General features: G+C 66.3%; 24 protein-coding genes and 13 pseudogenes. 18 read left to right on the top strand and 19 right to left on the bottom strand.

Going from position 1 to position 26,728, the window contains the following annotated elements; translation table 11 throughout:
* Window positions 1–101: 101 nt before the first annotated feature.
* The 6 genes and pseudogenes from A5695_RS21740 to A5695_RS21715 all read left to right on the top strand — a co-directional run bounded on the left by A5695_RS21740 (window position 102) and on the right by A5695_RS21715 (window position 4,674).
* On the top strand, window positions 102–1,757 hold the full coding sequence (locus A5695_RS21740; RefSeq protein ID WP_068087009.1) for an OB-fold domain-containing protein: 1,656 nt from the start codon (window positions 102–104) through the stop codon (window positions 1,755–1,757).
* Complete coding sequence (locus A5695_RS21735) at window positions 1,754–2,647, top strand: alpha/beta hydrolase (RefSeq protein ID WP_068087007.1); 894 nt, start codon at window positions 1,754–1,756, stop codon at window positions 2,645–2,647. Before A5695_RS21740 ends, A5695_RS21735 begins: the two co-directional genes overlap by 4 nt.
* A pseudogene (locus A5695_RS29845) lies at window positions 2,644–2,865 on the top strand (NAD(P)-binding domain-containing protein); the annotation flags it as partial. The gene A5695_RS21735 and the pseudogene A5695_RS29845, both read left to right, overlap by 4 nt.
* An 8-nt stretch (window positions 2,866–2,873) precedes the next feature.
* Window positions 2,874–3,248: a hypothetical protein gene (locus A5695_RS30395; protein ID WP_369830226.1), complete on the top strand. Its 375-nt coding sequence runs from the start codon at window positions 2,874–2,876 to the stop codon at window positions 3,246–3,248.
* A 10-nt stretch (window positions 3,249–3,258) separates the two neighbouring features.
* On the top strand, window positions 3,259–4,464 hold the full coding sequence (locus A5695_RS21720; RefSeq protein ID WP_068086996.1) for a cytochrome P450: 1,206 nt from the start codon (window positions 3,259–3,261) through the stop codon (window positions 4,462–4,464).
* Between the two features lie 9 nt (window positions 4,465–4,473).
* Window positions 4,474–4,674 carry a ferredoxin gene (locus A5695_RS21715; protein WP_068086993.1) on the top strand — a complete coding sequence of 67 codons (201 nt, stop codon included), beginning with the start codon at window positions 4,474–4,476 and terminating at the stop codon, window positions 4,672–4,674.
* Between the two features lie 3 nt (window positions 4,675–4,677).
* Here A5695_RS21715 and A5695_RS21710 read toward each other — a convergent pair whose 3' ends face one another.
* The 6 genes and pseudogenes from A5695_RS21710 to A5695_RS21690 all read right to left on the bottom strand — a co-directional run bounded on the left by A5695_RS21710 (window position 4,678) and on the right by A5695_RS21690 (window position 9,969).
* Window positions 4,678–4,911 carry a DUF1330 domain-containing protein gene (locus A5695_RS21710; RefSeq protein WP_231974938.1) on the bottom strand — a complete coding sequence of 78 codons (234 nt, stop codon included), beginning with the start codon at window positions 4,909–4,911 and terminating at the stop codon, window positions 4,678–4,680.
* An 86-nt stretch (window positions 4,912–4,997) separates the two neighbouring features.
* Window positions 4,998–5,168, bottom strand: a pseudogene (locus tag A5695_RS27945) (ferredoxin); the annotation flags it as partial.
* Window positions 5,165–5,933, bottom strand: a pseudogene (locus A5695_RS21705) (cytochrome P450); the annotation flags it as partial. The pseudogenes A5695_RS27945 and A5695_RS21705, both read right to left, overlap by 4 nt.
* Window positions 5,934–6,048: 115 nt before the next feature.
* Window positions 6,049–7,197, bottom strand: coding sequence for a thiolase family protein (locus A5695_RS21700; protein WP_068086987.1), 1,149 nt, complete (start codon window positions 7,195–7,197; stop codon window positions 6,049–6,051).
* Window positions 7,198–7,367: 170 nt separating this feature from the next.
* Window positions 7,368–8,534, bottom strand: a complete 1,167-nt coding sequence (locus tag A5695_RS21695) for an acyl-CoA dehydrogenase family protein (RefSeq protein WP_068086984.1) — start codon at window positions 8,532–8,534, stop codon at window positions 7,368–7,370.
* A gap of 136 nt (window positions 8,535–8,670) precedes the next feature.
* Window positions 8,671–9,969 carry an amidohydrolase family protein gene (locus A5695_RS21690; RefSeq protein WP_068086981.1) on the bottom strand — a complete coding sequence of 433 codons (1,299 nt, stop codon included), beginning with the start codon at window positions 9,967–9,969 and terminating at the stop codon, window positions 8,671–8,673.
* A gap of 524 nt (window positions 9,970–10,493) precedes the next feature.
* Between A5695_RS21690 and A5695_RS21685 the strand changes: the two are divergent.
* A pseudogene (locus tag A5695_RS21685) lies at window positions 10,494–10,721 on the top strand (acyl-CoA dehydrogenase family protein); the annotation flags it as partial.
* A 128-nt stretch (window positions 10,722–10,849) separates the two neighbouring features.
* Entirely contained in the window at window positions 10,850–11,113 is a 264-nt protein-coding gene (locus A5695_RS21680) for a DUF4190 domain-containing protein (RefSeq protein WP_068086975.1), read from the top strand.
* On the opposite strand, the pseudogene A5695_RS21675 reads toward A5695_RS21680, so the two are convergent.
* Window positions 11,110–11,846 (bottom strand): annotated as a pseudogene (locus tag A5695_RS21675) (acyl-CoA dehydrogenase family protein); the annotation flags it as partial. The gene A5695_RS21680 and the pseudogene A5695_RS21675 sit on opposite strands and share 4 nt — an antisense overlap.
* A gap of 339 nt (window positions 11,847–12,185) precedes the next feature.
* On the opposite strand from A5695_RS21675, the gene A5695_RS21670 reads away from it, so the two are divergent.
* Entirely contained in the window at window positions 12,186–12,836 is a 651-nt protein-coding gene (locus A5695_RS21670; RefSeq protein ID WP_068086972.1) for a TetR/AcrR family transcriptional regulator, read from the top strand.
* A gap of 158 nt (window positions 12,837–12,994) precedes the next feature.
* Here A5695_RS21670 and A5695_RS30390 read toward each other — a convergent pair.
* Window positions 12,995–13,092: pseudogene (locus A5695_RS30390) on the bottom strand (SDR family mycofactocin-dependent oxidoreductase); the annotation flags it as partial.
* Between A5695_RS30390 and A5695_RS27935 the strand changes: the two are divergent.
* Window positions 13,064–13,443, top strand: a pseudogene (locus tag A5695_RS27935) (SDR family oxidoreductase); the annotation flags it as partial. The pseudogenes A5695_RS30390 and A5695_RS27935 overlap by 29 nt on opposite strands.
* An 11-nt stretch (window positions 13,444–13,454) precedes the next feature.
* On the top strand, window positions 13,455–14,285 hold the full coding sequence (locus tag A5695_RS21660) for an SDR family NAD(P)-dependent oxidoreductase (RefSeq protein ID WP_068086963.1): 831 nt from the start codon (window positions 13,455–13,457) through the stop codon (window positions 14,283–14,285).
* On the opposite strand, the pseudogene A5695_RS21655 reads toward A5695_RS21660, so the two are convergent.
* From A5695_RS21655 to A5695_RS21645, 3 genes and pseudogenes are all read right to left on the bottom strand, one after another.
* Window positions 14,282–14,521: pseudogene (locus A5695_RS21655) on the bottom strand (SDR family oxidoreductase); the annotation flags it as partial. The gene A5695_RS21660 and the pseudogene A5695_RS21655 sit on opposite strands and share 4 nt — an antisense overlap.
* Before the next feature lie 42 nt (window positions 14,522–14,563).
* Window positions 14,564–14,757, bottom strand: a pseudogene (locus tag A5695_RS21650) (ferredoxin).
* An 11-nt stretch (window positions 14,758–14,768) separates the two neighbouring features.
* Window positions 14,769–15,434, bottom strand: coding sequence for a TetR family transcriptional regulator (locus tag A5695_RS21645; RefSeq protein WP_068086957.1), 666 nt, complete (start codon window positions 15,432–15,434; stop codon window positions 14,769–14,771).
* Between the two features lie 203 nt (window positions 15,435–15,637).
* Between A5695_RS21645 and A5695_RS21640 the strand changes: the two genes are divergently transcribed.
* Entirely contained in the window at window positions 15,638–16,282 is a 645-nt protein-coding gene (locus A5695_RS21640) for a PAS domain-containing protein (protein WP_068086955.1), read from the top strand.
* A 9-nt stretch (window positions 16,283–16,291) separates the two neighbouring features.
* On the opposite strand, the pseudogene A5695_RS27930 reads toward A5695_RS21640, so the two are convergent.
* Window positions 16,292–16,422 (bottom strand): annotated as a pseudogene (locus tag A5695_RS27930) (SDR family oxidoreductase); the annotation flags it as partial.
* A 129-nt stretch (window positions 16,423–16,551) separates the two neighbouring features.
* Here A5695_RS27930 and A5695_RS21635 point away from each other — a divergent pair.
* Together A5695_RS21635 and A5695_RS21630 are read left to right on the top strand one after the other, a co-directional pair.
* A complete protein-coding gene (locus A5695_RS21635; protein ID WP_068086952.1) occupies window positions 16,552–17,319 on the top strand; it encodes an SDR family oxidoreductase in 768 nt (255 codons plus the stop codon).
* Window positions 17,320–17,477: 158 nt separating this feature from the next.
* Window positions 17,478–19,115: a multicopper oxidase family protein gene (locus A5695_RS21630; RefSeq protein WP_068086950.1), complete on the top strand. Its 1,638-nt coding sequence runs from the start codon at window positions 17,478–17,480 to the stop codon at window positions 19,113–19,115.
* A gap of 13 nt (window positions 19,116–19,128) precedes the next feature.
* Here the strand turns inward: A5695_RS21630 and A5695_RS29840 are convergent.
* Window positions 19,129–19,251: pseudogene (locus A5695_RS29840) on the bottom strand (alpha/beta fold hydrolase); the annotation flags it as partial.
* A 144-nt stretch (window positions 19,252–19,395) separates the two neighbouring features.
* Window positions 19,396–20,616 carry a sensor histidine kinase gene (locus A5695_RS21625; RefSeq protein ID WP_068086949.1) on the bottom strand — a complete coding sequence of 407 codons (1,221 nt, stop codon included), beginning with the start codon at window positions 20,614–20,616 and terminating at the stop codon, window positions 19,396–19,398.
* A 107-nt stretch (window positions 20,617–20,723) separates the two neighbouring features.
* Here A5695_RS21625 and A5695_RS21620 point away from each other — a divergent pair, with 107 nt between their 5' ends.
* The gene (locus A5695_RS21620; RefSeq protein ID WP_068086947.1) at window positions 20,724–21,377 is read left to right on the top strand and encodes a response regulator transcription factor; all 654 of its coding nucleotides are present in this window, start codon (window positions 20,724–20,726) and stop codon (window positions 21,375–21,377) included.
* On the opposite strand, the gene A5695_RS21615 is transcribed toward A5695_RS21620, so the two are convergent.
* From A5695_RS21615 to A5695_RS29825, 3 genes and pseudogenes are all read right to left on the bottom strand, one after another.
* Window positions 21,370–22,278, bottom strand: a complete 909-nt coding sequence (locus A5695_RS21615) for a thiamine pyrophosphate-dependent enzyme (protein WP_068086944.1) — start codon at window positions 22,276–22,278, stop codon at window positions 21,370–21,372. The two genes, A5695_RS21620 and A5695_RS21615, sit on opposite strands and share 8 nt — an antisense overlap.
* Window positions 22,279–22,478: 200 nt before the next feature.
* Window positions 22,479–22,661 carry a hypothetical protein gene (locus A5695_RS29830; RefSeq protein ID WP_231974931.1) on the bottom strand — a complete coding sequence of 61 codons (183 nt, stop codon included), beginning with the start codon at window positions 22,659–22,661 and terminating at the stop codon, window positions 22,479–22,481.
* 9 nt (window positions 22,662–22,670) lie between these two features.
* A pseudogene (locus A5695_RS29825) lies at window positions 22,671–23,186 on the bottom strand (hypothetical protein).
* Between the two features lie 124 nt (window positions 23,187–23,310).
* On the opposite strand from A5695_RS29825, the gene A5695_RS21605 reads away from it, so the two are divergent.
* The gene (locus A5695_RS21605; protein ID WP_369830224.1) at window positions 23,311–24,174 is read left to right on the top strand and encodes a proline iminopeptidase-family hydrolase; all 864 of its coding nucleotides are present in this window, start codon (window positions 23,311–23,313) and stop codon (window positions 24,172–24,174) included.
* Between the two features lie 12 nt (window positions 24,175–24,186).
* Here A5695_RS21605 and A5695_RS21600 read toward each other — a convergent pair whose 3' ends face one another.
* Complete coding sequence (locus A5695_RS21600) at window positions 24,187–24,954, bottom strand: enoyl-CoA hydratase/isomerase family protein (protein ID WP_068086938.1); 768 nt, start codon at window positions 24,952–24,954, stop codon at window positions 24,187–24,189.
* A 100-nt stretch (window positions 24,955–25,054) separates the two neighbouring features.
* Between A5695_RS21600 and A5695_RS21595 the strand changes: the two are divergent.
* Window positions 25,055–25,381, top strand: a pseudogene (locus tag A5695_RS21595) (2Fe-2S iron-sulfur cluster-binding protein); the annotation flags it as partial.
* Window positions 25,382–25,411: 30 nt separating this feature from the next.
* Window positions 25,412–25,726, top strand: a complete 315-nt coding sequence (locus A5695_RS21590) for a DUF4286 family protein (RefSeq protein WP_068087101.1) — start codon at window positions 25,412–25,414, stop codon at window positions 25,724–25,726.
* A 102-nt stretch (window positions 25,727–25,828) separates the two neighbouring features.
* Here A5695_RS21590 and A5695_RS21585 read toward each other — a convergent pair whose 3' ends face one another.
* On the bottom strand, window positions 25,829–26,722 hold the full coding sequence (locus tag A5695_RS21585) for an LLM class flavin-dependent oxidoreductase (RefSeq protein WP_068087098.1): 894 nt from the start codon (window positions 26,720–26,722) through the stop codon (window positions 25,829–25,831).
* Between the last annotated feature and the right edge of the window lie 6 nt (window positions 26,723–26,728).

Genomic DNA, 26,728 nt, shown 5'->3' with positions numbered 1-26,728 from the left:
ACCGTCTCGATCCCCCGGCGGACGAGTGATAACGTAATTCTCCTATTCGTATAACGGTCCTACCATGCCGCATCCGGTACCGATCGACTCGCGGAGGTGACGTGTCAGCAGTGTCGGGCCGACCGCTGCCCCTGATCACGCAGGACAACGAGTTCTTCTGGGCATCGGGAGCCGACGGCAAGCTGCGGCTGCAGGAATGCCAGGCCTGCCAGTCGCTGATCCATCCGCCCGCGCCGGTGTGCCGGTATTGCCGTTCATTGGACGTCGGGGTGCGAGCGGTCTCCGGCAGGGCAACCCTCGCCGGGTTCACCCTCAACGAACGGTTCAGCCTGCCCGGGCTGGCGGCGCCCTACGTGATCGCGCAGGTGGCGATCGCCGAAGATCCGCGGATTCGGTTGACTACCAACATCATCGAGTGCGAGCCCGATCGGCTCAAACTCGGCCAACAGGTCGAGGTCGTCTTCGAACACGTCGAGGACATATGGTTTCCGCTGTTCCGGCCGGTACTGGACGCCGAAGCCGGCCCGTTGCCGACCGATGAGATAGCGCCGGAGCGCTTCGGCGAGCACGTGCGCCCCATGCTTACCCAGGAGAAGTTCGAAGACAAGGTCGCGCTGACCGGGATCGGCATGTCGCCGATCGGTCGCCGTCTGATGCAGCCGCCGTTGACGCTGACCGTGCAGGCGTGCGGAGCCGCCATCGCCGACGCCGGCCTGACATTCGCCGACATCGACGGCCTTTCCACCTATCCCGGCGCCATCAACGTCGGCGGCTTCGGGGAAGGCGGCGTGACCGCGCTGGAAGCGGCGCTCGGCATCCGGCCGACGTGGCACAACGGCGCCATGGAGACGTTCGGCCCGGGCGGGTCGCTGATCGCCGCCATGCAGGCGGTCGCCTGCGGCCTGGCCCGCCACGTGCTCTGTTTCCGCACGCTGTGGGAAGCCACCAACGGCGAGCTGATGAAGCAGGGCAAGATCAGCCCGTCAATGGGCCGGATGTCGGGCTGGCAGATGCCGTTCGGCGCGACGTCGGCGGCACACACCTTGGCGATGAACGCGCAGCGGCATTTTCACCGTTACGGCACCACCAAAGAGACCCTGGGCTGGATCGCGTTGAATCAGCGGGCCAACGCCGAACTCAACCCCACCGCCATCTACCGGTCGCCGATGACGATGGACGACTACCTGAACGCGCGGCCCATCACTACACCGTTCGGCCTCTACGACTGCGACGTACCCTGCGACGGCGCGATCGCCGTCATCGTCTCCGCCGTCGACACCGCGCGCGACCTCGCCAAGCCGCCCGTCCTGGTCGAGGCGGTGGGCACGCAGATCATCGAGCGAATCGATTGGGACCAAAGCACTCTCACCCACGAGCCGCAGGTGCTAGGCCAAGCGGCGCACGTGTGGACGCGAACCTCGCTGCGCCCCGATGATGTCGACGTCGCCGAGCTGTATGACGGGTTCACCATGAACTGCTTGTCGTGGATCGAGGCGCTGGGATTCTGCGGAATCGGCGAGGCCAAAGAATTTCTGGACGGCGGCAAGAACATCGCCCGCGACGGCCAACTGCCGCTCAACACCCACGGCGGTCAGCTGTCCCATGGCCGCACCCACGGCATGGGCCTCGTCCACGAGGCCATCACCCAGCTGCGCGGGGAGGCCGGGGATCGCCAGGTCGCCGATGCCCGCATCGGCGTGGTCAGCAGCGGCGGCCTCACACCCAGCGGGGTGCTGCTGCTTCGGGCCGATACATGAGTGCCCCTCGGCCCAGGCTGGTGATCGTCGACGGCGTGCCGATGTCGGCGCTGATCGCCGAGGCCGCCCAACCCAAGGCCGTAATCGTGGCCGTTCACGGCGGCGGCACCACCGCAATGTATTTCGATTGTCCGGGCCATCCGTCGCTGTCCCTGCTGCGAACCGGCGCGGCAGCCGGATTCACGGTGGTGGCGCTCGACCGCCCCGGGTACGGCAGCTCCGCACCGTATCCGGAAGCGATGGCCCTGCCCGAGCAGCGGGTCAACCTTGCCTACGCCGCGGTAAATCGCATCCTCGGGGACCGACCGCGCGGCGCCGGGTTGTTCCTGATGGGCCATTCCGGCGGCTGTGAACTGGTGATGCGAATGGGCGCCGACGAACGCGGCGCCGATCTGCTAGGCATCGAGCTGGCGGGCACGGGCCGGCGTTATCACCCGGCGGCCCGAGACATCCTCAAAACCGCTACGCGCGAACGCCGGCCGGCCGGCTTGCGGGAGCTGCTGTGGCATCCCGAACACCTCTATCCGCCCGAGGTTCTCAGCGGGGCAACGGTCTCCCCGACCGCCCCTTCCTACGAGGACCAGATGGTGTCGAACTGGGCGCGCCAGGACTTTCCGGCGCTCGCCCCCGCCGTCCGCGTGCCGGTGCAATTCAGCATCGCCGAGCACGAAAAGGTGTGGGAGAACGACGCCGCGGCGGTTACCGAGATCGAGACACTGTTCTCCGAAGCGCCGCGATTCACCGTGCATCGGCAGTCCGACGCCGGACACAACATGAGCCTCGGCCACACCGCGGCCGACTACCACGCGAAGGTCTTCGCGTTCGCCGCGGACTGTGTGGCCGGTCGCGCGAATGACGTGGAAAAAGAAGGCGACTTGGAGGCCGGATGACGGTCAGATCGATCGGCCTGGGCAGTCAGGGCGGTCCGATGGCGCGGCGGATCGTCGAGGGGGGCAATGAGACGACGTTGTGGACACGCCGTCCCGCAACCGTCGAGGTGTTCGCCGGCACCGCGGCGAAGATCGCCGGGGCACCGGCCGAGCTCGCCGCGGCCAGCGATCTGGTCTTCCTCTGCGTCGTGGGTGACGCCGACGTCGACGAGATCACAACCATGCGTTGTTCGCCGGCCAGATCGGGCTGCTCGCGGAGGCAGTGCGGTTGGGTGAGCGACTCCGCGTTGCGGAGGCGACGTTGCTGCCCGCGCTGGCGCACGGCAGGGCGACCAACCGCGTCCTGAGCCTGGTGGCGGCGGGCAGTTCCGTCGCCTCGTTCATCGAGGTTGCCGGTGAATTCGTCCGCAACGACGTCAGCATCGCGCGGGAAATCGGCAGTGAACTGGGCGCACCGGATGACGCGATCAAGGCCATCGGCTTCTTCAACGGGGTTTGGGGCGCCAGCGGTTCGGTCTTTCCGGTTCGTCACGAAGGTATTACCGTTACCGTTACAGTCAACGACTCGGCTGTAACGGTTTCAGCCCGCCCTCGCCGCTGAGGAGGAATCAGTGACAAAACCGAAGGTCGTCTTCGATCCGTACTCCGAGGACTACTACAACAATCCGTTCGACATCTATCGACGGATGCGCGAGGACGCGCCGCTGTACTACGACGAAAAAGAGGACTTCTACGCGTTGACCCGCCACGTGGACGTCGCGGCGGCATTCAAAGACTTCGAGACCTATTCCTCGGCTCGCGGCTGCGACCTGGCGATGGTGCGCAGGGGCGTCTCCCCCGAGCAGAAGTCGATCATCTTCATGGATCCGCCGGAGCACCGCCACATGCGCAGCCTGCTCAACAAGGCGTTCACCCCGCGGGCGATCCAATCGCAGCGCGAAACCGTCATCGAGGTGATCGACAAGTACCTGGGTGCCGCCGACCCGGAGAACTTCGACGTGGTCCAGGACTTCTCCGGGCCGTTCCCGGTGGAAGTCATCACCCGGATGGCCGGGGTGCCGGAGGAATACCGCCAGCAGGTGCGCCACTGGATCGACACCAGCCTGTCTCACGAACCCGGCCAGGTCGAGATCAGCGAAGCCGGAATGCAGGCCAACATCGACACGGCGATGTACTACTTCGGCCTGGTGCAGGAGCGCCGCCAAGAACCGCAGGACGACATGATCAGCCGCCTGATCGCGGCCGAGATCCCGGGCGAAGACGGCCAGCTGCGCAAGCTCGACGACATCGAGATCTGCGGGTTCGCGACCCTTTTGGGCGGAGCGGGCGCCGAGACCGTCACCAAGCTGCTCGGCAACGCTGCGGTGATCTTCGCGCGTCACCCCGACCAGTGGCAGAAGCTACAGGAGGACCGCGACAAGATCCCCGGGGCGGTGGAAGAGCTGCTGCGCTACGAGGGACCGGTGCAGTACAACGTCCGCTACACGCTCAAAGAGGCACACGTCAGCGGCGGCGTGATCCCTGCGGGCAAGCCGGTGTTTCTCTGTGGCGCAGCGGCGAACCGCGACCCGGGGGCCTTCACCGACGCCGACACGTTCGACATTGAGCGTGACCAGACCGAGGCCCAGCACCTCGGGCTCGGGTACGGGATTCACAGCTGCCTTGGCGCCGCCCTGGCACGCATGGAAAGCAGGATCGCGCTGGAGCGGCTCCTCGACTTCATGCCGCGCTACGAGGTGGACTGGGCGGGCTGCACACGGGTGACCATGCAAAACGTCGCGGGTTGGAAGAACGTGCCCGTCAAGGTGTTTCGGTAAGGGGTTGCCGTGACAAAGAAAATTGAAGTCGATTGGGGGCTCTGCGAGAGCAACGGCGTGTGCATGGGCATCAACCCGGAGATCTTTCTCCTCGGCGACGACGACATGCTGACCGTCTTGCAAGATGAAGTCACCCCGGAGAACGAACACGATGTGCGCGAGGCCGTTCGTCAGTGCCCTCGGCAGGCCATTTCGATCGTGGGCGAGTAGCGATCAGAACCCGGAGAGGATCACGGCGTTGCAGTCGGCTGCGGCCTGCCGCAGTTTCGCCGCCTTTTGATAGCCCTCGGACTCGTACCACGCCCGGGCCGCGTCCACCGATTCGAATTCCAGCAGGACGGTCTGGTCACCGTGCCAGCTGCCCTCGATCACCTTGGGGGCGGTGTCCACCGCCAAAATGGTGGCTCCGCCCATCGCCGAACGGGCGGCCTGCCCATAGGCTTTCATGCCCTCCGGGTCGTTGATGGCCTCCGTGACGATGACATACCCTTTTGGCACTGAAATCTCCTGACTGGATTAGGTTTTGCTGATGGCCTGCTCGGGCAGCATTCGATGGCCTCTTGGGTGGCCGCTTCGAATTGCGTTGGGACGTCGGATGCTATCGCCTCAGTGTAGCCGTCGTCGGTGAGGCTGAATACCTCTGGGCACAGCGTCGTGCAGACGCCGTGGCCGCGGCAACGCTGGTCGTCGACGGTGACTTTCATGCCGGCGGGCATTCCGGATTCAGCTCCGTCAGGCCGCGCAGGATGTACGTCGGGACGTATTGGTAGCGACGGTCGTTCGCCGGTCCGTGGACGTTCTCGTCGATCCTGATATCCGACGTCCGGTCGAGTAGCCGCTCGATCGCCACCCGGGTTTCGGCGCGCGCCAGCGGGGCGCCCGGGCAGCTGTGGATGCCCCGCCCGAACGAGATGTGCTGACGGGCGTTCTTGCGAGCCGGATCGAAAGTGGTGGGGTCTTCGAACCGACGAGGATCGCGGTTGGCGGCTGCCTGCACCACCATCACGGTGGTGCCCGCCGGCAGATCGACGCCGCCGACATTGACGGGTACCCGGTTCAAGCGGAAGTCGCCCTTGACCGCGCTCTTGTGCCGCAGCGACTCGTCGATGAAGTCGGGGATCAGGCCGCGGTCCTTGCGCAACTGCGCCTGGAAGTCGGGCCGCTCCCCGAGCGTCTGCGGGGCGGCGCCCAGCAGTCGCACGGTGGTTTCCTGGCCCGCGGAAAACACGTTGCTGGCCACCGGCCACGTCCTCGACGTCGGGAGTCGAGCCGTCCGGGTAGGCGGCGGTCGCCAGGCCCGTCAGTACGTCGTCGCGAGGCTCGTGCCGGCGATCCCGGACGTAGTCGGAGAAAAGACCGTAGAGGAATTCCAGCGGGCTGTGCGCCAGCAAGCCTTTGGTGCCGCCGACCCCACCACCGGAGTGGTCGCGGATGCCCTTGACGAAGTCGTCGCGATCCTCCTCGGGCACCGGACTCCTCTGACCGATTGCGGGGCGAACAACCTAGCGAACACGCACTAGGTTGGCCTGCCCACTGTGACAGGGTTACGCGGAGTGCTGATTGTGGCGTGCGGGGCCGCCGGCGCTAGCGGACCAACTCCACCAGGGTGGCGTTGGCGGTGCCGCCGCCCTCGCACATGGTTTGCAGCCCGTAGCGGATTCCGTTGGTGCGCATATGGTGTGCCATCCGTGTCATCAATACGGCGCCGGATGCACCCAGCGGGTGCCCCAGGGCGATGGCGCCGCCGAGCGGGTTGACCCGCTCGGGGTCCGCCCCGGTCTCGGCCAGCCAGGCCAGCGGCACCGGCGCGAAGGCCTCGTTCACTTCGAACACGCCGACCTCGGACAGACCGACCCCGGCCTTCTTCAGCACCTTCTCGGTCGCCGGGATGGGCGCGGTGAGCATCAGCACCGGATCGGCCCCCGTCACCGCGCCGGCCAGGTAGCGCACCAGCGGGGTGAGCCCCAGCTCGACCGTCATTTCGGCGGTCGTCACGAGCAGCGCGGCCGCGCCGTCGGAAATCTGGGAGGAGTTGCCCGCGTGGATGACTCCGTTTTCGGTGAAGGCCGGCTTGAGGCCGCTGAGTTTCTCGACCGTGGTCCCCCGCCGCACGCCCTCATCGGCGGTGACGACGGTGTCGCCGTCGGTGAACACCGGCACGATCTGGTCGGTGAACGCGCCGGCGTCCTGGGCCGCCGCGGCCCGTTCGTGAGATTGGGCGGAGTACTCATCGAGCCGAGCGCGGGAGAAACCCCACTTCTTGGCGATCATTTCCGCGGAGAGGCCCTGGTTGAAGGAGAAATCGTCGTAGCGAGCGAGGACCTTCGGGCCGTACGGCGTGCCGGTCGCCCGGGCCGAACCGAGCGGGACGCGGCTCATGACCTCGACACCGCCGGCGACCACGACGTCCTGTTGACCGGACATGACCGCCTGTACGGCGAAGTCGAGCGCCTGCTGGCTGGAGCCGCACGCGCGGTTCACGGTCGTCCCAGGGATGGTCTCCGGCCAGCCGGCGGCCAGCACCGCGTAGCGGCCGATGTTGCTGGACTGGTCGCCGACCTGGGAGACACAGCCCCAGACCACGTCGTCGACGATCTCCGGGCTGACCCCCGTTCGCTCCAGCAGTTCATTGAGGACGACGGCGGACAGGTCCGCGGCGTGCATCCCGGCCAGGCCGCCGTTGCGCTTGCCCACCGGGGCGCGCACGGCTTCGACGATGACTGTTTCCCGCATTTCGCTCCTCCGCTTCCTTGGATTTCGACAACGCCCACCTGCCAGTAAACGACGGCTGCCGCCGCTCGGCGAAGGCGGCATACCCGGCGGCCGCGGCGGCGTTCGCGAAATCGCCTACCTGAGCGCGGGCGTCGTTGGACGGCGCGTCGCGCAAAGTGCTGTCGGCGCGGTCAGTAGCTCCTCGGCAGTTTCAACACGTTGGATCCCAGGAAGTTCAGGATCATCTCCTGGCTGACCGGCGCGATCTTCATCAGCCGGGCCTCGCGGAAGTACCGAGTGATGTGGTATTCCTCCGCGTAGCCCATGCCGCCGTGGGTCTGCAACGCCCGGTCCGCGGCGGCGAATCCGGCGTCGGCGCAAAGGTACTTCGCGGTATTCGCCTCGCGCCCGCAGGGTTTGCCGTTGTCGTACAGCCAGGTGGCCTTGCGCAGCATCAACTCGGCGGCGTCGAGGCGTGCAAGCGAATCGGCGAGCGGGAACTGCAGGCCCTGGTTCATGCCTATTGGCCGGCCGAAGACCTCACGCTCGTTGCCATATTTCACCGCCTTGTCCAGCGCCACCCGACCGATGCCGAGGGCCTCGGCGGCGATCAGCATCCGCTCCGGGTTGAGGCCGTCCAGGATGTACTGAAACCCCTTGCCCTCCTCGCCGATTCGGTCCTCGACCGGAACCTCGAGATTGTCGATGAACAATTCGTTGGAGCTGACGGCGTTGCGGCCCATCTTGCGAATGGGACGGATGTCGACCCTGCTGCGGTCGAGGTCCGTGATGAACAGCGTCATTCCGTCGGTCTTCTTGGTCACTTTCTCATAGCTTTGGGTGCGGGTGAGCAGCAGGATCTTGTCGGACTCCATCGCTTTGGAGATCCACACCTTGCGGCCGTTGACGATGTAGCGGTCGCCGTCGCGTTTGGCGAAGGTGGTGATGCGCGACGTGTCGAGCCCGGCACCCGGTTCGGTCACGCCGAAGCACACGTGCACCTGTCCGGTCGCGACCTTCGGCAGCGTGCGCGCCTTGAGTTCGTCGGAGCCGTGCACCACCACCGGTTGCATGCCGAAGATCGACAGGTGAATCGAGCTGGCGGCGTTCATGGCCCCGCCGGACTTCGCCACCTCTTCGAGCAGGATTGTCGCTTCGGTGATTCCGAGGCCGTGACCGCCGTACTCGGTGGGGATCGTCATACCCAGCCAGCCGCCGCCGGCGATGGCCTGATAGAACTCTGACGGAAATTCGTGCGCCTGGTCTTTTTCCATCCAGTACTGGTCGTCGAACGTGCGCGTCAGCTCGGCGACCGACCGACGAATCAATTCCTGGTCGTCAGTCAGCTCAAAGTTCATTCCGGCGCCGGGCACTGCTGGGTCTCCTCTTCTTTCAGCGCGAGCTGGGGCACCGCCCTCTTGTGGGGGAACACCAACTCACATAATCGCGACCGCAGTTATGCGAGTTTGCATCCGCCCGCGCGACCGGGGACCCTCAGTCCTTGTTGCCGGAGAGGGCCTTCGCGTTGGCCGCAAACTCCGCGAACGACGAGCCGCCTCTGGCGTCCTTGTCGTGGCCCTTCGCCTTGATGGACACGTCGTGCCCCTCGGCGGCCTTGCGCAGCGCACCGACCGTCGCCTGCTCGGGCGAAATGTGGGTGAACGGGTCGAACGAGTACCAGCGCATGGCGTTTTCGTAGGTCATCTTGTTGATCTCGTCGTCCGGAACATTGTTGAGGGACAACACATCCCAGAGTTCTTCCGGCGCTCCCGGCCACATCGAGTCGCTGTGGGGGTAGTCGGCTTCCCAGCAGATGTTGTCGATGCCGATCATGTTGCGCAGCGCCACGCCAACCTTGTCGCTGATGAAGCAGGTCAGGAAGTGGTCGCGGAAGACCTCGCTGGGCAGCTTGCCTTCGAAGTTCTGGTGCGTCCAGGCGGAGTGCATCTCATAGGTCCGGTCGGCGCGCTCCAGGAAGTAGGGGATCCAGCCCGTCCCGCCCTCGGACAGCGCGATTTTCAGGTCCGGGTACTCCTTGATCGGCCGCGACCACAACAGGTCCGCGGCGGCCTGCACGATGTTCATCGGCTGCAGCGTGATCATCACGTCCATCGGCGCGTCCGGCGCGGTGATGGCCAACCGACCCGAGGAACCGATGTGCACGTTCATCACGGTGTCGGTCTCCACCAATGCTTTCCACAGCGGAGTCCAGTACTCGTCGTGGAAGCTGGGATAGCCCATCGCGGCCGGGTTTTCGGTAAAGGTCAGCGCGTGCACGCCCTTCTTCGACACCCGGCGCACCTCGGCAGCGCACGCCTCGGCATCCCAGATCACCGGGATCGCCATCGGGATGAAGCGGGCGGGGTAGGCGCCGCACCACTCGTCGATGTGCCAGTCGTTGTAGGCCTGCACCAACGCGATCGAAAAGTCGTTGTCGTCGGTGGCGAACAGCCGCCCGGCGAAGCCCGGGAAGGACGGGAAGCAAATGGAGGCCAGGATGCCGCCGGCGTTCATGTCCTTGACGCGCTCGTCGACGTTGTAGCAACCCGGCCGGATCTCGTCGAGCCCCGTAGGCTCGATGCCGTACTCCTCCTTCGGCCGACCGGCGACCGCGTTGAGCGCGACGTTGGGGATCACCGTGTCGCGGAACTTCCACATGTCCGAACCGTCGGCGTTATGCACCAGCCGCGGCGCATCGTCCTGGTACTTCTTCGGCAAGTGATTCTTGAACATGTCCGGTGGCTCGACGGTGTGGTCGTCGACGCTGATCAGGATCATGTCTTCTTTGTTCATGGCCGCCGCCCTTCCGTCGGGTCCGCCTATCCGGTTCCGCTCCCACGCAGCCTGGGCGAATCGCTGTCCCGTGCCAAGATCACTAAAATGAAAACTATCTTCTCGCCAAGCGAGAATCAACATCCAGCCGACGCCGGTCCGGTGTTCGTTCGGCCCGACCGGCGACGAGACCAGCCCGTCAACCGCCTGCCCCGGGGTGAGGACGGGCCGAGGGAGCTGGAGCCGTCGCGACCGAATCCGGCCCGGTCGACGACGTTTGCACTGGCCGTGGACCATTCCGACGACCGAACGCGCACGCGCCACCCGGGACCGCCCGTGACCCCGTCCGACGGCATTGACCGGCCGCCCGATCCGCGCACGCCTATTGGTTAGCGATGAGAATCTGATTCTCCTCGCCCGAGAGGTGGCCAGGAGGATGGCGAGAGGACGATCACATCCCCCGCGCACCGGCAGCTACTTCACCCGAGAGCTGCCGTCGGCCGGCAAGGGTACGTCGGTGATCATCGTCAAGACCAAGGACGGCAGCCTCGCTGCTGGCGAAGGCCGCCGCCGGCCGGGCCGCGTTGACCGCCGCTCGCCACTGCCAGCAGGTCCTCGGCGGGATCGGGTTCACCGCCGAGCACGCGCTGCACCACCACGTCAAACGGTCGCTGACGCTGAACGGCCTGCTCGGCAGCACCCGAGAGCTGACCCGAGAAGCCGGAAAGGCTCTGGCGGACAGAGGTTTTGCGCCGCGACTTGCGGAGCTATGAGCCCTCGCGGTTGCATTCGGTCTCGGAGTTGCACGGCGTTGTCGCTGCGAGTCGGAGAAGTCGGCGGTGCCCGAGTCTACCGCCACGTGCGGGTAAACTTCGCCTGGCCGCCAAGAGGATGGGACGCGATGAGTCAGCCCGAGCCGCCTCGAAACGAGATGGGTGTCGCCTCGCTGCTCGTCGGCGTGGTCGCGCTCCTCACGTGCTGGATGCTGCTCGGGGTACCCTTCGGCATCGCGGCGGTGATAACGGGGGACGCGGCGCGCAGACGAGTGCAGCGCGGCGAAGCGAACAATCCCCGAACGGCACTGGCGGGCATGGTGTTGGGCGCCGTATCGATCGCGGCCGGACTCGTCGCGATCGGGTACTACGCCTGGCTGGATGCCCGCTAATTCCGGGGCAATCCGAGCACCCGCTCGGCGATGATGTTCCGCTGGATTTCCGACGTGCTGCCGGCGATGGTCGCGGCGAAACCGCGCGCGTATCGGTCGATCCAGTTGCGGTAATTGCTGTCCAGGTTCAGTGCGGCGAACGGCGCCATTACCGCGCGGCGCACGAGCCCGTCCGCCTGCGCGGCATCCAGCGCGTCCTTGGACGCCCGTTGCAGGGCTTCGGATCCCGGCAGTTTGCGTACCGATTGGGCCGGTACGTCCTCTTCGCCGCGCGTGGCAACGCCGCGGATCCCAGTAGCCGCAACGCGTAGGCGTCCATCACCAGGGTCGCCTAGCGATCCCGTTCCAGCGAGCTCGATGGGACGAAATCGATACTCAACTCGTGCAGCAGGTCGACGTATCCCATCCACAGCATCACGCGTTCGTGGCCCAGGGAACCGGTGGCCACCCGCCATCCGTCGTTGAGTTCGCCGACCAAGTTTTCAGCCGGCACCCGTGCGTCGGTGAAAAACACCTCATTGAAGCCGACTTCATCGCTGTCACATATCGAAGCGAACGGGCGGCGAACCACCCCCGGCGTATCGGTCGGGATCAGCAACACGCTAATGCCCTTGTGCTGCAGCGCTTTGGGGTCGGTACGTACGAAGGTCAGCAACACGTCGGCGTCGTGGGCGCCCGAAGTCCACACCTTCTGCCCGTTGACGACGAAGTGGTCACCGTCAAGCACGGGCCGGGCCCATTCCGGGACGTGTGATCTGGAGCGCGGCCGTTCGAACGCCTCGGCGCCGGAGCGGAACGCCTCCACGTCGGCGTCAAAGGCGAGGTGCCCGCGACTTCCCCGCAACGGTCGTGAGCACTCCCCGACGTCGGTAGGTCACAATTTCCGCCGACCGAGCGGTTCGCTCTTAGGATTACGCTTCCATACACACGTCTAAGAGAATAGTATTCTCGTGGCAAGGAAGTTACAATCTCCGACACATGATCCGCGAGGGGGTCAAGCGCAGCGATGTCACGGCGTTCTCCGGTACAGTCCAACCATGTTCTCCGCTCGCGGCAATCAGCTGAGCCGACCGTGACTAGTCCGAGCGAGGAGCCGGCCTGGAAGCAGCGGGCCGTCGAGAGGTCGATCAAGACGGCCAAACTGCGCGCCGCACAGCGCGTTCAGCGCTTTCTCGACGCCGCGCAGGCGATCATCATCGAGAAGGGCTCCACGGACTTTACCGTGCAGGAGGTCGTGGACCGTTCCCGCCAGTCGCTGCGCAGCTTCTACCTGCAGTTTGACGGCAAGCACGAGCTGCTGCTGGCGCTGTTCGAAGACGCCCTGAGCCGGTCCGCCGACCAGATTCGCGCCGCCACCGAAAGCCAGGCCGATCCCCTGGAGCGGCTCAAGGTCGCCGTCCAACTCTTGTACGAGGCCTCCCGTCCGGATCCGACCGCCAAGCGACCGCTATTCACCGATTTTGCTCCTCGGTTGCTGGTCACGCATCCCGCCGAGGTCAAAGTGGCGCACGCCCCTCTGCTCGCTTTGCTGACGGAGCTGATGGAAGCGGCCTACGACGCCGGCAAGCTGCGCAAGGGCGTGAACGCGAAGCGCATGGCCGCGATGACCATGCAGACGGTCATGTTCATCGCGCAATCCAGCGGCGGCTCCGACGACGCGACCATCCACCCCATCACCAGCGAAGAGGTGTGGGACTTCTGCTCGCGCGGCTTCGTCGGCTGACGCGGGGTGCCCCCAAGCCCCAGAACCGACCAAATGCCGCACCTTGTTTGCTGGTGAGAATCACCTTCTCTGGTGCCTAGAATCGCAAGTAGCTAAAAGGATTCGTCGATGACGCCCGTGACGGGGCGGTGACAGACAAAAGGCGGCCAGACCCGCGATACCGCGTGGCTGCGGCCCTGACCGCGTGCCGCCCCGGTGACGAAAGCGACTTTGCCCCAACACGTCCGGTGCGGTTGGCGCACGAGGGTGCCGACATCATCGCCGTCGACATCTGCAAGCCCATCTGTGCGAGCGTGACGGACACCGCCATCCCGGCCTCAACGGCGGCGACACTTTGGACCAGACCAGCGAAGAAGACTGGACCGAAATGATCGACGTCAACCTGGCGGGCGTGCGGAAAACCGTGAAAGCCGTTGTGCCGCACATTCTGTCGGGCGGCAGGGGTGGTTCGGTCATCCTGACCAACTCGGTCGGTGGGCTCAATGCCTACCCCCACACCGGCCACTACGTCGACGTCAGCAATGCGGTGCTGTTCTTCGCCTGCGACGAATCCCGGTACATTACCGGCGTGACCCTGCCGATCGATGCGGGGAGCTGCTTGAAATAGAGTTCCGTCCCATGGACGGGTTTGAAGGTCGCGGAACGGTCGTCACCGGCGGGGCGAGCGGCATCGGCTTGGCCACAGCCACCGAATTCGGCCGCCGAGGCGCTCGCGTGGTGCTGTCCGACGTCGATCAGCCCGGCTTGGAGCAGGCGGTAAACCACTTGCGCGCCCAGGGATTCGAGGCCCACGGCGTGGTGTGCGACGTCCGGCATCTCCACGAGATGGTGCACCTCGCGAAGGAGTCTTTTCGCGTGCTCGGCCGCGTCGACGTCGTCTTCAGCAATGCCGGCATCGTGGTCGCGGGCCCGATCGCGCAGATGACCCACGACGACTGGCGCTGGGTCATCGACATCGACCTGTGGGGCAACATCCACGCCGTCGAGGCCTTCCTGCCCCGCCTGCTCGAACAGGGCACGGGCGGACACCTCGCGTTCACCGCCTCCTTCGCCGGCCTGGTTCCCAACGCCGGCCTCGGGGCGTACGGCGTCGCCAAGTACGGCGTCGTCGGCTTGGCCGAGACGCTGGCCCGGGAGGTCAAGGACAACGGCATCGGCGTTTCGGTGCTGTGCCCGATGGTGGTGGAGACCAAGCTGGTCTCCAACTCGGAACGGATCCGGGGCGCGGACTACGGCCTGTCCTCTTCGCCGGAGGCGGCGGACGGGACGCTTCCGACGCAGGACGAGAGCGTGACGGTCCACGACGTCGCCCGGTTGACGGCGGACGCGATCCTGGCCAACCGCCTGTACGTGCTGCCGCACGAGGCTGCCCGTGCCTCGATCCGCCGCAGGTTCGAGCGCATCGATCGCACCTTCTCTGAGCAGGCCGCCGAAGGGTGGAGCCACTAACCGGACGGACCGAGCCGGTAGTCTCCCGTCTGCGGGTCGTGGTACCAGCCACTCGCAGCGTGGGTTCCGCCGTCGACGTGCAGGGTCTGCCCGGTCAGATACGCCGACATGTCGGAAGCCAGAAACACTGCGACGCCAGTGATCTCGTCAACCTGGCCGGCGCGCCCCAGCGGCACGACGTAGCCGATTCCGGTTAGGGTCGCCTCGCCGCCCAGCTGCGCCAGCCCTTCTCGAAGGCCGCCTGGCCCGCGGAAGTGTTGGCAAGCGTTTCCGACATGTCATTCCTCGATGCGGATGGCCAGCGCAGGGCAGGCCGCCGCCGCCCGCCGTGCGCTACCGGCCTGATCGGGCGATGGACTGGGATTGAACAGGACCACGACTCCGCCATCGTCGCGCTGGTCGAATACCTCGGGCGCATTCAGCACACGTTTCCCGACGACGCGCAGACGTCTTGGTCGACAGTCACTTTCATCTGCAGACCTTTCACTCGTACGGCGTGACGGGCGCCAGCCACATGCCCACGGTGGCGTCGATGAGGCCGGACGCCGCGGCTCGCCAGGAGCGCTGGGGCGGCGAAGCACCCGCGGCAAGCGCGCGTTCCCGATCGGCGCACGTGTGCATCAACAGGTTGCGGGCCATGACGTTTCGTTCGAAGTGCACTTCGGGCGGCAGGTCGGGCAGGCAGCGGTTGATGCCCTCTACGACCTGAACCAGGGACGGTGAGCTGAGGGCGCCCTTGACGATGATGTTGTAGTACGCGGGGTCGGTCATCGCCTGGGCCGCGAACCGCGCGTACCAGGTGGGATTGCCGAGCTCCTCCAGGTGCTCGGTGAGCGGGCGCACCAGGCAGGCCACCCAATCCCGCAGATCGGGGGATTCCTTCGAATCGTGCAGCTCGGCCATCATCTGCTCGCGCAACCGCTCGACGGGCCGGCGATGTTTGTGTTCGATCGCCCGCACCAGGTCGGCCTTGGTGCCGAAGTGGTAGCCCACCGCCGCGTTATTGCCCTGACCGGCGGCCTCGCTCACCTGTCGGTTCGACACCGCGAACATGCCGTGCTCGGCGTACAACCGCTCGGCCGCAACCAGGATCGCTTCCTGGGTGGAACTGGCCCGATCGGTACGCGCGCCCCGGCCGATAGTGGTCACCCGGACAGTCAATCGCGGACCGACGATTAAGTCAACCGACTGATTTAATTAGCGCAGGCCGGTTCTGGTGGTGCTTCGGTGCCACTTGGCGGGCAGCGGGTGACAAAGGTCCCTCGTCGGGGGCGGCCCGGCTGGGTCACGATAGCTGCTTGCGCGGCGGCGCCGTGGCGGTGTCAGGACGGTGAACCATTGCAGGGGTAATCATGTTGTCAGCCAGCCGGGTCGCGGCGATCGAGGAATCCGCGTGGTTCCAATCGAAGTGGTCACCGCACCTGCTGGCCGACGCGGACTTGCGGATCCGCGCGGTGAACTCTGCCTGCGAACGAGTGTCGGGGCATCCGCGCGAAGACCTGCTGGGCCACCAGCTGTTCGACGTCTTCCCGGATAACCCGGCCGATCCCGAAGCGGACGGCGTGGCCAACGTCGCCGCGTCGCTGGAGTTGGTTTTCCGCCGTGGGATCCGGCACTGGATGGGTGTCCAGCGCTACGATCTTCCCGACCGGCGGAACCCGGGCGCGTTCGTTTACAGGGTGTGGACACCGATGAACGACCCGATCAAAGACGGCAAGAAGACCATCGCCGTGCTGCAGCACGCCCAGGACGTCACCCGCGTCGTGCCTCCAACACCGGAGGAGCGCGCGTACCCGAAACTCTTCGAGTTGAGGAGGGCGGCCGAAGTACTCGGGCACCAATTTCCCGACCTCCCCAGCGAAGCGGTGCTCGGCGTCCTGACACATTCACACAGCGTGATCACGGAAAGCGCTGGCGCCGAAGACCTCGAGCGCGCGCAGGCGCTGGCCAAGTTACGGCTGGAAACCCACGCCGGACATCCCGCTCAAGGGCTTTGACGCCGTCCCTCACTGGTCCTTGCGCGGGCGGGTCACCTTGCCGGCGCATGCCCCCCGTCCACCGGCAGCACCGTCCCGGTGACATAGCGCGACCGGTCGGTGGCGGAATACAACGCCGCCTCGGCGACATCGTCGGGAGTGCGATCAGGTTAAGCCAAGCGGTTGATTTGACGGCCCCGAGCCGGTGGGTACGTCGCTAGGGTTCCCCTCGTCCCGTGCGCACGCCATGCTGAGTGAGCCAGTGCATCGGGAAACTCGGGAGGTTGCTCATGAAGGTGTTGGTCGTCGGGGGCAGCGGACTCATCGGATCGCAGGTCGTCGCCCAGCTCAACGACCTGGGACACGAGGCCATCCCCGCCTCGCCCAGGTCCGGGGTCAACGCGGTCACCGGCGAAGGCCTCGCCGAGGCTCTCGCCGGTGTCCACACGGTTGTGGACGTCTCCAACTCGCCGTCCTGGGCAGACGACGATGTCCTGAACTTCTTCACCACCTCCACCCGCAACCTCCTCGAGGCGGAGCGAGTCGCCGGCGCGCAGCACCACGTCGCGCTCTCGATCGTGGGAGCCGACCGCGCGGCCGAAAGCGGCTACATGCGGGCAAAGATCGCCCAGGAAAAAGAGATCGTGGAATCGGGCTTCCCGTACTCGATCGTGCGGGCGACTCAGTTCTTCGAATTCGTTGGCGGCATTGCCGATTCGATGGCCGACGGTGCCACGGTCCGCGCCCCGCATGGCGCGTTCCAGCCCATCGCGGCGTCCGACGTCGCCACGGCCGTCACCCGCGCGGCAAGCGGCGACCCGGTCAACCGCGTCATCAACATCGCCGGCCCCGAAAAGCACGGCATGGACGACTTCATCCGGACCCGGTTCGCTGCGACCGGCGACGCCCGCCAGGTGATCACCGACGACAATGTCCGCTATTACGGCGCATTACTCGACGACCGCAGCATCGTACCCGTCGACGGCGAAGACGCGACGATCTATCCGACCCGCTTCGAGGACTGGATGGCTTCCCCGGCGCATAGCGACGCCAATTAGGACACCAAGCGCGTCGAGATTGCGATGAGGGCTGTGGTCGCGATCGACGGTACGACCGTCGCGGCAATCTCGACACCCACCGCCTCGGTAGTTGCGCTGAGCCCAGCGGCCGAGCACGGTATAAGACGCCGGAGATCGATGACGACGAGGAGCGATCAATGCCTGTGCAACCCACAAGCGGCGCCTCCGTGGCGGAAACCCGGCTCAGCAGGCGAGGATTCATCGCCGCCGGCATCGCCGGCGGGTTCGCGCTGGCGGCATGCGGTCAATCCAAGCCCGCGCTCACGGGCAACGCCCAGATGGCCGCGGCCATCGACGCGGCCGAGGCCGCCAGGCCGCACAGCGGCCGCACCGTCACCGCCAACCTGACCGCCCAGCAGGTCCAGGTCGACCTCGGCGGCCCCATCGTCCGCACACTGGCCTACGGCGACTCCGTCCCCGGGTCCCCGATCCGGGCGCGCATCGGCGACGAGCTGGTGGTGACCGTCGCGAACCGGCTCGATCACCCGTCGTCGGTGCACTGGCACGGCATCGCCCTGCGCAACGACATGGACGGCGCCGCGCCCGCCAGCCCGAACATCCCCGCCGGCCAGGACTTCACCTACCGCTTCTCCGTCCCGAACGCGGGCACCTACTGGGCCCATCCGCACACCGGGGGCCTGGACGCCGACACGGGCCTGTACCTGCCGGTCATCATCGACGACCCGACCGAGGGCAATTACGACGCGGAATGGATTGTGGTGCTTGATGACTGGACGGACGGCCTCGGGAAGTCGCCACAGCAGCTCTACACCGAACTGACCAGCCCCAACAAGCCCGCCCGGCCAAGCGCTCCCGCCACGACGACCACCACTTCGACGCCCTCGACGACGAGCGAGAGCCCGACGACGTCCTCGACGAGTGAGACCCCGACAACGTCGACCAGCCAGACCAGCTCGACAAGTACGCCGCCCCCGACGGCCGCGACGCGGGGCGTGGGCAGAAGCGATCTGCTTGGCGGAGACGCCGGCGACATCGTCTACCCCTATTACTTGATCAACGGTCGAATCCCGGCCGCGCCCATGACGTTCGGCGCGAAGCCCGGGCAGCGTATCCGGATCCGCTTCATCAACACCGGCTCCGACACCACGTTCCGCGTCGCACTGGCGGGCCATTCGATGACGGTCACCCACACCGACGGCTACCCCGTGGTCCCTACCCAAGTCGACGCGCTGCTGATCGGCATGGCCGAGCGCTACGACGTCGTCGTGACCGCCGCCGACGGCGTATTCCCTTTGGTTGCACTCGCGGAGGGTAAGAACGCTCTGGCCCGCGCGTTGCTGTCCACCGGGGCGGGCAGCCCGCCCGACCCCGGATTCCAACCGGCCGAACTCGATCGGCGCGTGGGCACCGTGGAAATGTTCACGGCCACAACGCCAGTGAACCTGGGCCGGCCCCAGCCGGGCCTGAACCTACCGGTGGTATTGGGCGGCAACATGGTCCAATACAACTGGACGATCAACGGAAAGCCCTACAGCGACACCGAACCGCTGCACGTCCGGCAGGGTGAACGCCCCACTATCACGTTCGACAACCCCACGATGATGTACCACCCGATCCACCTGCACGGCCACACGTTTCAACTGATCAAGTCCGACGGCAGCCCCGGACCCCGCAAGGACACCCTAATGGTGCTGCCCAAGCAGAAGCTGCTCGCCGTGCTGGTGGCCGACAATCCGGGCCTGTGGATGCTGCATTGCCACAACACCTATCACCAAGAGGCCGGGATGGAGACCCGGCTGGACTACGTATTCTAGGCGTTCGAAGCGGGAAATCGAGCAGTAGCCGGTTCACCGTTGCCGACTGCTCGATCTGCGGGCAATGGCCGGCCTTGTCGACCACGACCGAGCGGGCGCTGTCGATCTGTTCGGCGATCTCGGCGGCCCAGCCGGCCGCGGCTGCGGTCGAATATGCCGTGCTCGGGACGGTCCTCTATGAACCGAACCTCGCGGCACTGCGCCGCGTTGCTCACGCCGGACTCGCGCCTAGGGAAAAGTGCTGCGAATAACTGTGGCCGATAACGTGATTCGATGACGCCTAGTTGGTGATCGGCAGCTCGACACAGATGTGGGAGCCCACCGGGGTGTCGAGGAAGGCGAACGTTCCCCCGGCGGCTTCCACGCGGGCCCGGTGTGACGCCAATCCGATGTGCCCCTCGCCGAGGCGGCGCGCCACCGTCTGATCGTCGAATCCCAACCCGTCGTCGACCACGTGCAAAACACAGGCTCCGTCCGTGATGCCGAGCATGACCGACGCGCTCCGGGCCTGCGAATGCTGCACGACGTTGGATAGCAGCTCGCGCACCACACCGAACACGACAGGGTCCAGCTCGGTTCGAATCGGATAATCAATGTCGGTCGAGATGTCGATGTTCGATCGCTGGGTCGTCAGTGTCGCCAGCTGTTGAACCGCCGCCGCCAAGCCGACCTGCTCGAGGACGGCTGGGTGCAACTCGAACGTCGCCTGCCGCAATCGCTCCGATGCCATCTGGAGGCCGGCCAGCGCCCGCGCTACCCGGTCATCGCCGGGCAGCGCCGCGTCCAGTTCGACCAGCTCTTGGCGCACCGCCAAGATGTCCTGCAGCGGTCCGTCGTGGATGGATTCCGAGATCCGTCGCTGCTCCACGTCGGAAGCGGTCATCGTCTGCGCGAGCAGCTCCTCGCGCAGCGTGCTGAGGCCGGCCACCGAGCGGGTGTGTCGCTCTTCCACCCGGACCGCGACAAACGCTGTCACACAGAGGAATCCGTAGAGCAGGAACCGGAATGTGGCCTCCGCAACACCGATCGATCCCACCATCTCCGGATCCTCGAGCACCGCGATCGCGAAGCCAACCACCGAGAAGAGAAGCACCACGGCAGCCCGCCGGGACGAGACGTCGAGCCCGATCAGGACCGGCAGCGCCGTCATGATGAGCAACGGATGGAGCCCGTTGGTCGACAACACCTGGAAGACGGTCAGGACGACCACATCGATGACCGTGAACGCAAACGGCTCCAGGCGGCCGACGCCGGCCAGCCGTCCCCGCGTGAACCATCGCCGGCTCGGCGAGAAAGCCAGCGTCAGAGCGCAGAGCGCCACCGCGCCGTACGCGACGATCAGCACAGTTTGCTGCGTCCACTCGGACCGGCGGGTGCCGCTGAGCATCGCAGCGATCATCAAGCCGACCACGCCGATCCGGAGGACCGACGCGAGACGATACGAGCGCAGCTGATGAAGCTTGCGCACCCGAACCAGTTCCGCGTTGCTGGCAACCGCCACGCGAACACAGTACTCACCCGCGGCGGCTCTCTCGGGGCAAAGCGCCCAGCTGCGCATCAGAGTTTCCGCTGATTGCTCCGGACGCTTTGCGGGCTAGACTCATCGCCATGGCCGGCCCAGCAACGTCCGACAAGGTGCGGGTGGTTGTCGGCGACGATCACCCGCTGTTTCGTGAGGGCGTCGTGCGGGCGCTGTCCTCGAGCGGTTCGGTGAATGTGGTCGGTGAGGCCGACGACGGCTCGTCGGCACTCGAACTGATCAAAGAGCACCGGCCCGATGTCGCCCTGCTCGATTTCCGTATGCCCGGCATGGATGGCGGGCAGGTGGCCGCTGCGGTGCGAACTCAGGAATTGCCAACGCGCGTGCTGCTGATTTCGGCACACGACGAGCCGGCCATCGTGTACCAGGCACTGCAGCAGGGCGCCGCCGGGTTTGTGCTGAAGGATTCGACGCGCAGCGAGATCGTCAGCGCGGTGCTCGACTGCGCGCAGGGCCGCGATGTGGTTGCGCCGTCGCTTGTCGGCGGCCTTACCGCGGAGATCCGGCACCGAGCGCAACCGACGGGACCCGTGCTCAGCGCGCGAGAAGGCGAGGTGCTCAACCGGATTGCGCGCGGCCAAAGCATTCCCCTGATGGCCGCCGAGCTGTTCGTGGCACCGTCGACGGTGAAGACACACGTGCAGCGCCTGTACGAAAAGCTCGGCGTCAGCGATCGCGCCGCCGCCGTTGCCGAGGCGATGCGGCAAGGCCTGCTCAGCTAGCGGCCGGCCGGCGGTCCGATTCGCCGAGCGTCGGACCCTCCGGCAGCAGGAGCGAGGCCGCGACCGCCGCGGCCTCGCCCACCAGGTGGCGAGCGCGCCGCTCCACGTCGTAGAGGTGGCCGGCGCTGACGCCGTTGCTGGTCAGCTGTCGGCGGGCGTGAACCAATGGATCGACTCCAGCGGGGTGGCTGGTCCGGTAGGTAACCGCCTCGACCATGGCCGCGCCGGCGCCGGCGCCGGCTCGTTGCACCGCTTGGCTGACCGAATCACGCACCGCCGCAACGTCTCTGCCGTCGACCGACAAGAACGGCAATCCGTAGCGCTCGCGCGGGCCGCGGCGCACGCCGGACGCGTCGCCGACGCTTTCGATGACGAACACGAGCGGAAGCCGCCACGACACCGCGATCCGCGCGGCCGATTGGAACTCGGCGGACTTCGCGGCGTCGACCCCGATGACGCACACGGTTACCCCGCCTTCGCCGGCCACCTGCTGCCCATAGGCGTCGCCGATCGCGAACAAGAGAGATTGCCTGACCGGATCCGACGTGCCGAATATCTGCTTCCACTCGGCGGCGATGAGGCTTTCCTTCCCGCCGCCCGCAGACCGCCTCGGGGCGGTCATCTCAGCGATCGCCGGGCCCAACGGGCGGCCGACGCCGACCTCCTGAGCGTGTTGGAGGTGGCGAATCGCGGTGTTCAAGATGTCGCCGGGCCGAAGCGCCGCGACAGTGCCCACGGCCACCGCCTCCTGCCCGAAGGCGGCCTCCATGGGCTCGTTGAGCAGCCCATCGATGCGCCTCTCTTCCAGCGCCATGTCAAGCAGCCTCAGTACCCACATTTGGCGGTACAGCTCCAGCTGCTCTTCAACGCGTGCGGCCGACAATCCGGGTGTGCGAACCATGTGTCGGGTCTCCTAACTCGTCGCGAAATCGTGGTGGCGTCGGCCGGAGCTCTGCGACGGACGGGCGTCCGGTCGGTGGCTGAGGTGACTGCCGTTGTACACAAGATCAACGTAGGACGGCGGACCCGGCCGGAACTCCGCCGATCGGTCCGCAAAAGGGATGAATCCCCGTTCCCCCGATCGGGGGACAACGCAACGGCTTAGCCCTGCTCGCGCGGGGTCGGTGCCAGCAACTGTTCGGGCGCCGAGTAGGAATCCTGGGCGCCGTCGACGACCGTCTCGGCGAGCCGGTCGAGGTCCGGCCGACTCCGCAGCAGGGTATGCGCCAGCGACAGGACCTGGGCGCGGGCCGGTCGCCGGGCGGCTGTCGGTGCGATCCTCAATGGCGGCCATCAACTCCGCGATGCCCTCGCCCCACCGCGACGAGGCTGACGATGGGTGCGTCCGTCTCGGCCCCGCAGGTCCCGCACGGTCTGTTCGGCGCCGTCGCGGTCGGCCTTTTTGACGACCACGATGTCGGCGACTTCGAGCACCCGCGCCTTGGCCGCCTGAATGGCATCGCCCGCACCGGGATTGCGGATGACAACGGTGGGGTCGGCGACCGCGGCGATCTCGATCTCCGACTGCCCCACCCCCACGGTCTCCAGCAGGACGACGTGGTAACCGATCGCTCCCAGCAGCCGAATGGCCGCCGGGGACCGCCGCGGCCAATCCGCCGAGGTGACCACGGGTTGTTACGACCTGATCAACACGTTGGAGTCGTTGATATGCGCGGCCATCCGTATTCGATCGCCCAGCAATGCACCACCACTGAACGGCGACGACGGGTCCACGGCCAGCACCGCCACCCGGGATTCCCGGTGCCGGTAGGCGCCGACCAGTACGGGTTTCTCCAGTTCAGCGAGCACGTCGCGCATGGGAGAGTCAGCGTCGCAAGGAACGGTCGCATCGCGAGCAGACGCAAAGTCAGATGAACCGGCATCATAGGCTGCGGTTCTGCGTCTGCTCGCCAACCAGGAGGCATCGTCGGCAATGGACGGAATGATCGCGGTTCCGGGCGGCAACGTGTGGTTCAAGCGGGTCGGCGGCGGACCGGGCCTTCCCCTGCTCGTCGTGCACGGCGGACCCGGATTGCCCCACACCTATCTGCGTTCGCTGGAGCGGTTGGCCGACGAGCGCGAAGTGGTCTATTGGGATCAGCTGGGGTGCGGCAACTCCGAGCGCCCGTCGAACCGCGAATTGTGGACCATGCCACGGTCGGTGGCCGAGATGGCCGCCGTCGTAAAGGGCCTTGAGCTCAACCGATTCCACGTCTTCGGCAACTCGTGGGGCGCGATGATGGCGCAGCAGTACGCGCTCGACGTGACCTCGCGGGCGGCCAGCCTCACCATCTCGAACAGCATCGCCTCCATACCGCAGTTCTCGCAGATGGTCGCCCGGCTGAAGGCCGAGCTCGATCCGGCGACGCAATCCGCGATCGACCGCCATGAAGCCGCCGGCACCACCTACACGGCCGAATATCAGGACGCCATCCGCACCTGGAACGAAACCTACCTTTGCCGCGTACGTCCCTGGCCTCCGGAGCTTTTGGAGGCCTTCGCCAACATGGGAACCGAGATCTTCGAGACGATGTTCGGGCCGAGTGACTTCCATATCGTCGGGACGATCCGCGACTGGGACGTGTTCGATCGATTGCCGGAAATCACCGTGCCCACCCTCATCCTTGCCGGCAGGTTCGACGAATGCGTGCCCGAACACATGTGGGAGATCCACCGGCGCATCGCCGGCTCGCGCTATGAGCTGTTCGAGTCGAGCGCTCACATGCCTTTCATCGAGGAGCCGGGCAAGTTCGATCGGGTGATGCGAGACTTCCTGCGGCAACACGATTCGGCGTGAGCGACTCCCGGATCAGTTCTTGCCCGCCGCCAACTTCGTGACGATCGACCGGAAGTCGTCCGTGGTGAACGATTGATGCTCGGCCGAGAGGGCGTAGTCCAAGCTGGCCAGGACCGCGCGCTCCAGATGTATGTTGAGCACCCGTTTTGTGCTTTCGACCGCCTGCTGAGGAAGCTCCAAAATCTTTTTGGTGCAAGCGATTGCGTCCGCGACCGGATCGGCGGACACGTGGTTGGCCAGCCCGAGCTCGACCGCACGCTGGGCACCGATGCGGGTGCCCGTCAGCGCGAACTCCTTGGCCAGCAGCAGGCTGATGTGCAGCGGCCAGGTCAGCGGACCGCCGTCGGCGGCCACCAGTCCCACCTGCACGTGCGGATCCGCAAGGTATGCCTCTTCGGCGATGTAGACGATGTCGCTCAGCGCCACCAGGCTGCAGCCCAGCCCGACGGCTGGGCCATTCACGGCCGCCACCACCGGGATTCGGCACCGCGCCATGCCCAAGACGATCTCGCGCCCGTCCCGGATGGTCTTGGCACGCAGCTCCGCATCGGTCGACAGCTCCTTGAGGTAGGAGAAGTCGCCGCCCGCCGAGAACGCCCTGCCGGCCCCGGTGATGACCGCCGCGCGGGCCGTGGCGTCATCGGTCAGCCGTTGCCACAGTCGCGCGAGCCCGACGTGCAGATCGTCGTTGACCGAGTTGAGTGACTCCGGCCGGTTCAACGTGATGATCCGCAGCGGCCCGTCGGCTTGGACGTCGATTTCGGCAGGCATGTCGTACACGTCAGAGACCTGCCATCCCCACAAGCTTGAGAAGATCCTATCGCTCTGAGAGAATAATATTCTCTCAGAGCGATAATGCAAATACGGGAGGTCGGTCCAGGTGACAGTCACCCGAAGCGGCACGGAGACCCCACGGGTGACAGATCCGTCAAACGGCTCCGGCGCGGGCACGGTGACCATCCACATGGACCGCAGGAAGGTCTCGGTGCCGCTGGTCCCCGGCGAGACGCTGTTGCAGAGCGCGCGGCGAGCCGGCCTGGAACCGCCGTTCAGTTGCGAGGCGAGTAATTGCGGCATGTGCATGGCCAAGTTGGAAGAGGGCCACGCGACCATGCGGGTCAACGACGCTCTCGATGATGATGAGGTCACCGAGGGCTACATTTTGACGTGCCAGGGCGTGCCGGACACGGATTCGGTCACGGTGCGTACGAGTAGCGGCCCGAGAGAGGTGGCGGCGATGGCCAAGGGAATCATGTACGTCGAAAGTTGGCCCAGTTCGCCTGAGCGCGAACAGGATTACAACACCTGGTACGACGAAGTGCACATACCCGAACTGCTGGCGCTCGACGGTATCGTCGCGGCACGCCGGCTGCGCCCGATCGACGGGCAGGGCCCGTATGTCGCCATTTACGAACTCGAAGGCGATGATCTGCAGGCCATCTTGGACAACATGATCGCCAACGCCGAGCAGCTGAACATGTCCGATGCATTGCTGTTGGATCCCGCGCCCATCCCTCGATTGCTCGAGACGACGAGCGAGCGGAACCGCTGAGCCTGATGAACGTCGGCGACAAGGGCGTCGACCAGTGGATGTACCAGGGCAGGTCGCAGGGTGGTCGTGTCGGCCGTGGTGCCCGCCGGTGACCCCTCGCAGCTAGAGTTCGGCCAGCGCGGGGCCCAACTGTTCGAGTTGCTCGACGCTCGCGGCGAATTCGCCGCCGATGGGCGGCAGCAGCGTGACGTGGTCCGCCCCGGCGGCCAGGTGTTCGGCCACCTTGGCCGCGATATCCGCCGAATCACCGTGCGCGGCAATCGCATTGACGAGTCGGTCGCTCACCTCGCCGATATCGCCGGCCGAGAACCCCAACTCCGCCAGCCGGGCCGAGTAGGACGCAACGGTGAGCCGCGTGGACACCGCCTCGCGCGCCGCCTGGATGTCGCGGACCACCGAGAGTCCGACGACCAGGAGCTTGTCCGGGCCCAGAAGAAGTCGTGCCTGGGCGGTGAACTCCGGTGGCAGCCCGGCCGGGAACGCCCCGTCCGCGAGATCGCGTGCCAGCGCCAGCATTTTCGGCCCGTTGGCAGCGACGATCCGGGCATACGCCGCGTCGGGTGCCGGCGGCCAGGTCGGGTCGTCCATCAGGTCCAGGTAGTCGCGCATCGTCGCCAGCGGGCTGCCGAATTCCCGACCGACACTGGCCGCCTGCTCCGGGTAACCGACACCGAGGCCGAGCACGATCCGGCCCGGATATGCTTGCGCCAGTTGGGCTGCCGCGGCATGCATGGTTTGCGCCGGGCGGGCCCAGATGTTGGCGATGCAGGTTCCGAACACCAGTTGCTCGCTGTGGCCGAGCAGCATGGCGAGTTGCACCAGGGCGTCTTTGCCGATGACCTCATTGGTCCATGCGCCGCGATAACCTGCCCTTTCCAGCCGGACCACCGCCTGCCGCTGCTGGCGCGCCGACGGTGGAGCTGTGAAGGAGACGGGCAGGCATACTCCCACCCGCCCCAGCGCCTCCCGGGCCGCTTCAACCGCGGCACCGGCCATGGTGCC

It is taken from the genome of Mycobacterium sp. E1747 (assembly GCF_001667775.1).
GTDB lineage: Bacteria > Actinomycetota > Actinomycetes > Mycobacteriales > Mycobacteriaceae > Mycobacterium.
Note: the sequence above shows the minus strand (reverse complement) of the source record. Positions and strands in the feature narration are given on the sequence as shown.

Excerpts from the sequence above, each read along its gene's own strand:
- A5695_RS21635 (WP_068086952.1), top strand. The coding sequence starts at position 16,552 with ATGAAGGTGTTGGTCGTCGGGGGCAGCGGACTCATCGGATCGCAGGTC.
- A5695_RS21640 (WP_068086955.1), top strand. The coding sequence starts at position 15,638 with ATGTTGTCAGCCAGCCGGGTCGCGGCGATCGAGGAATCCGCGTGGTTC.
- A5695_RS21690 (WP_068086981.1), bottom strand. The coding sequence starts at position 9,969 with ATGAACAAAGAAGACATGATCCTGATCAGCGTCGACGACCACACCGTC.
- A5695_RS21700 (WP_068086987.1), bottom strand. The coding sequence starts at position 7,197 with ATGCGGGAAACAGTCATCGTCGAAGCCGTGCGCGCCCCGGTGGGCAAG.
- A5695_RS21710 (WP_231974938.1), bottom strand. The coding sequence starts at position 4,911 with ATGAAAGCCTATGGGCAGGCCGCCCGTTCGGCGATGGGCGGAGCCACC.
- A5695_RS21605 (WP_369830224.1), top strand. The coding sequence starts at position 23,311 with ATGGACGGAATGATCGCGGTTCCGGGCGGCAACGTGTGGTTCAAGCGG.
- A5695_RS21680 (WP_068086975.1), top strand. The coding sequence starts at position 10,850 with ATGAGTCAGCCCGAGCCGCCTCGAAACGAGATGGGTGTCGCCTCGCTG.
- A5695_RS21660 (WP_068086963.1), top strand. The coding sequence starts at position 13,455 with ATGGACGGGTTTGAAGGTCGCGGAACGGTCGTCACCGGCGGGGCGAGC.
- A5695_RS21630 (WP_068086950.1), top strand. The coding sequence starts at position 17,478 with ATGCCTGTGCAACCCACAAGCGGCGCCTCCGTGGCGGAAACCCGGCTC.
- A5695_RS21590 (WP_068087101.1), top strand. The coding sequence starts at position 25,412 with ATGGCCAAGGGAATCATGTACGTCGAAAGTTGGCCCAGTTCGCCTGAG.
- A5695_RS21695 (WP_068086984.1), bottom strand. The coding sequence starts at position 8,534 with ATGAACTTTGAGCTGACTGACGACCAGGAATTGATTCGTCGGTCGGTC.
- A5695_RS21735 (WP_068087007.1), top strand. The coding sequence starts at position 1,754 with ATGAGTGCCCCTCGGCCCAGGCTGGTGATCGTCGACGGCGTGCCGATG.
- A5695_RS21620 (WP_068086947.1), top strand. The coding sequence starts at position 20,724 with ATGGCCGGCCCAGCAACGTCCGACAAGGTGCGGGTGGTTGTCGGCGAC.
- A5695_RS21615 (WP_068086944.1), bottom strand. The coding sequence starts at position 22,278 with ATGGTTCGCACACCCGGATTGTCGGCCGCACGCGTTGAAGAGCAGCTG.
- A5695_RS21585 (WP_068087098.1), bottom strand. The coding sequence starts at position 26,722 with ATGGCCGGTGCCGCGGTTGAAGCGGCCCGGGAGGCGCTGGGGCGGGTG.